Annotated in this window: 1 protein-coding gene, 1 tRNA gene and 2 rRNA genes; all 4 read right to left on the bottom strand. The window is 55.2% G+C overall.

The features are described from left to right. Nucleotides 1–580: 580 nt before the first annotated feature. On the bottom strand, nt 581–1090 hold the full coding sequence (locus CK226_RS17000; RefSeq protein WP_095787840.1) for a nucleoside kinase: 510 nt from the start codon (nt 1088–1090) through the stop codon (nt 581–583). A gap of 256 nt (nt 1091–1346) precedes the next feature. Then, a tRNA-Met gene (locus tag CK226_RS16995) sits at nt 1347–1423 on the bottom strand. A gap of 186 nt (nt 1424–1609) precedes the next feature. Next, a 5S ribosomal RNA gene (gene rrf / locus CK226_RS16990) occupies nt 1610–1724 on the bottom strand. Nucleotides 1725–1919: 195 nt separating this feature from the next. After that, a 23S ribosomal RNA gene (locus CK226_RS16985) occupies nt 1920–4719 on the bottom strand. Between the last annotated feature and the right edge of the window lie 281 nt (nt 4720–5000).

The raw sequence follows: 5000 nt of genomic DNA, 5'->3' as shown, positions 1-5000 counted from the left end.
TTGATTCGGACTATTCCGCAAAGGCTTGATTCGCCGATTCTGCACAACCGAGATATCGCCTCAGCTCCGCTGACGCCGGCCCGATCGAGGAAACGGGTCTGCAATTGACGGTTCCGACGATCGGCTCTCCGTCATACAGGCGAGACGACGGCACTGAAGCAGGCCGAGAAAGAGGCCCGCCTGCTGAATTCATTTCGCATTTGGTTGCGGTCGCCGCTCCGATTCGGCTTTCGGCTCCGAACGGAAAACGGCCCGCTGGTTTGAGCCAGGCGGGCCGATTTGATGTTTGGTTTTGGGAAGAGGGATTTGACTTATCTGTCCCGAGGCTTCGGCAAGGCGTAAGCGGTGTCGCTGCCGCACCTTGACCAAGATGCTTTAGGTAGTTTCGATGATTGTCGCCATGACGGGACGGCTGCGTCGCGCCTTCAAGTCAGTCGTTAGGGCGTCCGGCTTGCCGATCCGCAAGCTGCCGGTCGGCTACAGAGTCTCAGCGCCTCCAGTGAGCCGTTCAGGCGGCTAGACTAGCGTCTTCCCGCAATACTCAAGTGCTTCCCATCCCATTCACGATGCGTTCAGGGTTTCAGGCGAGTTGAGCGAGGATATTGTCGACGATGCTTGGGACCGCACCCGCCGTGTCGATATCGATGCCAACGGGAAGATATTCCCGGCTTTGATGGTAGCGCAGTACCAGCCGCCGGTCGGCCGGATCGAAACCTGGCTCATTCGGTCGCCCATCTAATCGTCGGTTCAACGTCTCAACGTCTACGTCGAGCACAAACACCTTGTCGAATAAGTCCAGGAATTTATGGAAATTGCGCGAGCCGCCACAGAAGAAGGTGGCAGGATGGGTGGTATCGGCAGCAATGGCCCGGACCTTGTCGACGGGCCAAATCCAGTGCGCGTATTCCCAAACGATGCGCTCCTCGCCCTCGGGTGGTCCTGGCAGTGCCTTGCCTGTTTCGGGGTCGCCTACATAGGCCAAGACCCGGTCACCATGGACGACATGGTAACCCCGCCGCTCCAGTTCGGTAGCGACAGACGTTTTTCCAGTGCCGGAACCGCCTTCGATCAGATAGTTCTTGATTCCCATAACCGCCGTTTATCATGTCGTTCAAACCGGCGCGAAGAGAACTCTGAAGACGCGAAGCAGCCGTCCCGTCATGGCGGCAATCATCGAAACTACCTAAAGCATCTTGGTCAAGGTGCGGCAGCGACACCGCTTACCTTTGACCTCGTCCGGCCAGTGCCGGCGTCCTCACGGGGCGCTGATGCAGGTTAAGATCCGGGGCCCCCGGCAAAAACAAAAACGGCCCGCTGGTTTGAGCCAGGCGGGCCGTTTTGTGATTTGGTTGCGGGGACAGGATTTGAACCTGTGACCTTCAGGTTATGAGCCTGACGAGCTACCGGGCTGCTCCACCCCGCGTCACCACTAAGCGAGCTTGCTTAGGATGTAAGCGCAAGCCTACGACTAGGCTGGCCTACAGATAGGTATATGGCTCACCAAATGAAAGGGCCGCTTACGCGGCCCGTGGTCCCTTGGCGGGCCATTTTCGTAGAGAGAAGATTTCACTCGATCCGGTTGGATGTGAGTTCAACGTGCGTTTAGCAGACCTGGCAGCGACCTACTCTCCCGCGTCTTGAGACGAAGTACCATCAGCGCTGGAGCGTTTCACGGCCGAGTTCGGAATGGGATCGGGTGCAGCCGCTCCGCCATAACCACCAGGTCGGCAAAACGCACGTTGTTCGAGAAGCTGTTTTTTGTGCCAAGGCGACGTTTGTGGCTTTCGGGCGTAAGCCCGCAAGCGCGACTGCGCGTCGCCGGTTTTCCGGCGCCCTCGCGGAGCATAGGCCCGTAAGGGCCGCTCATGCGTGAGCGCTGGTCAGACCATCGTGTTACACGATGGGCATAAGGAATGAGAACGATCAAGCCGATCGAACTATTAGTACCGGTAAGCTTCAAGCGTTGCCGCTCTTCCACACCCGGCCTATCAACGTGGTCGTCTTCCACGGTTCTCAGGGAATACTCGTTTTAAGGTGGGTTTCCCGCTTAGATGCCTTCAGCGGTTATCCCGTCCGGATATAGCTACCCTGCTATGCGGCTGGCGCCACAACAGGTCCACCAGAGATCCGTCCATCCCGGTCCTCTCGTACTAGGGACAGATCCTTTCAATATTCCTACACCCACGGCAGATAGGGACCGAACTGTCTCACGACGTTCTGAACCCAACTCACGTACCGCTTTAAATGGCGAACAGCCATACCCTTGGGACCTGCTCCAGCCCCAGGATGCGATGAGTCGACATCGAGGTGCCAAACAACCCCGTCGATATGGACTCTTGGGGGTCATCAGCCTGTTATCCCCGGCGTACCTTTTATCCGTTGAGCGATGGCCCTTCCACGCGGGACCACCGGATCACTATGACCGACTTTCGTCTCTGCTCGACTTGTCAGTCTCGCAGTCAGGCAGGCTTATGCCATTGCACTCAGCGAACGATTTCCGACCGTTCTGAGCCCACCATCGCGCGCCTCCGTTACTCTTTAGGAGGCGACCGCCCCAGTCAAACTACCCACCATACATTGTCCCGGACCCGGATAACGGGCCGCGGTTAGACATCCATAGTAATAAGGGTGGTATTTCAAGGGTGGCTCCACCTGAGCTGGCGCCCAGGTTTCAAAGCCTACCACCTATCCTACACATGCCACTACGAATGCCAATGTAAAGCTATAGTAAAGGTGCACGGGGTCTTTCCGTCTAACCGCAGGAACCCCGCATCTTCACGGGGAATTCAATTTCACTGAGTCTATGCTGGAGACAGCGGGGAAGTCGTTACGCCATTCGTGCAGGTCGGAACTTACCCGACAAGGAATTTCGCTACCTTAGGACCGTTATAGTTACGGCCGCCGTTTACTGGGGCTTCGATTCAGAGCTTGCACCCCTCCTCTTAACCTTCCAGCACCGGGCAGGCGTCAGACCCTATACGTCGTCTTGCGACTTCGCAGAGCCCTGTGTTTTTGATAAACAGTCGCTACCCCCTGGTCTGTGCCACCCTCCTCCACTTGCGTGGAAAAGGGTCACGCTTCTTCCGAAGTTACGCGTGCAATTTGCCGAGTTCCTTCAGCATAGTTCTCTCAAGCGCCTTGGTATACTCTACCAGACCACCAGTGTCGGTTTCGGGTACGGTTTATAAGGAGGAGCTATTTCCTGGAACCACGCAGCAGCCCGTTCAATCCGATAAGATTGGACTACCTCAATGATCCGTCACTACCTCCAAGCCCACGAATATTAACGTGGTTCCCATCGACTACGCGTTTCCGCCTCGTCTTAGGGGCCGGCTAACCCTGCTCAGATTAGCTTTAAGCAGGAACCCTTGGTCTTTCGGCGGGGGAGTCTCTCACTCCCCTTACGTTACTCATGTCAGCATTCGCACTTCTGATACCTCCACCACCCCTCACGGGTATGGCTTCATCAGCTTACAGAACGCTCCGCTACCGCTCGTGATTGCTCACGAACCCTAAGCTTCGGTGTATGGCTTTAGCCCCGTTACATTTTCGGCGCAAAGACCCTTATTTAGACCAGTGAGCTGTTACGCTTTCTTTAAATGATGGCTGCTTCTAAGCCAACATCCTGGTTGTTTTGGGATCCTCACATCCTTTCCCACTTAGCCATAACTTGGGGACCTTAGCTGTAGGTCAGGGTTGTTTCCCTTTTCACGACGGACGTTAGCACCCGCCGTGTGTCTGCCGACTAGTACTCCCAGGTATTCGGAGTTTGGTTAGGTTTGGTAATCCGGTGAGGACCCCTAGCCCATCCAGTGCTCTACCCCCTGGGGTATTCGGTCGACGCTCTACCTAAATAGATTTCGCGGAGAACCAGCTATTTCCGAGTTTGATTGGCCTTTCACCCCTAGCCACAAGTCATCCCGAACTATTGCAACAGTTATGGGTTCGGTCCTCCAGTAAGTGTTACCTTACCTTCAACCTGCTCATGGCTAGATCACTCGGTTTCGGGTCTAATGCGACGAACTGAACGCCCTGTTCAGACTCGCTTTCGCTGCGCCTACACCTAGCGGTTTAAGCTTGCTCGTCACACTAAGTCGCTGACCCATTATACAAAAGGTACGTGGTCACCCTTGCGGGCTCCCACTGTTTGTAGGCAATCGGTTTCAGGTACTCTTTCACTCCCCTTGTCGGGGTGCTTTTCACCTTTCCCTCACGGTACTAGTTCGCTATCGGTCATGCACGAGTACTTAGGCTTGGAGGGTGGTCCCCCCAATTTCAGACAGGATTTCACGTGTCCCGCCTTACTCGAGGACGATTGATTGCATTACGCGTACGGGGCTGTCACCCACTATGGCCCTACTTTCCAGAAGGTTCCGCTTGTCTCTCAATCGCCACTGGCCTGGTCCGGGTTCGCTCGCCACTACTTCCGGAGTCTCGGTTGATGTCCTTTCCTACGGGTACTTAGATGTTTCAGTTCCCCGCGTTCGCCACTTTATCCCTATGTATTCAGGATAAGTTACCTATAACAGATACTTGGAAACCACAGCGGCAAGTCACCCTGCCGCTCTGATTTTCCAAGCACCTTAGGTGGGTTTCCCCATTCGGAAATCTACGGATCAAAGGGTATTCGCACCTCCCCGTAGCTTATCGCAGCGTATCACGTCCTTCATCGCCTGTGCATGCCAAGGCATCCACCAATTGCCCTTAAGACACTTGATCGTTCTCATTGCCAATGCCCACCTGCGCAATCTCGAAGGGATTGTCGCTTCAGCCTCGCCCTTACGGGGTTGGCATCCGCGCAATCCGAAGGATTGTCGCCTGAATCGGATCCTGTGCGGGATCCAATTCGATGTCATTGGCACAAAAAGACCAGCTTCTCGAGATCGGTTCGAGGGTGCGGTTAGGCAAACCCATCATATGCAAGGGATTGAGCGTCCCTTGCGACAAATCACGAGACCTTGCGGCCCATGAAGTTCGAACAAATCTTCTCTTTACGATGT

It is taken from the genome of Mesorhizobium sp. WSM4311, assembly GCF_002295115.1.
Taxonomy (GTDB): Bacteria; Pseudomonadota; Alphaproteobacteria; order Rhizobiales; family Rhizobiaceae; genus Mesorhizobium.
The sequence above is the reverse complement of the archived record's forward strand: the minus strand, read 5'-3'. Positions and strand labels throughout refer to the sequence as shown.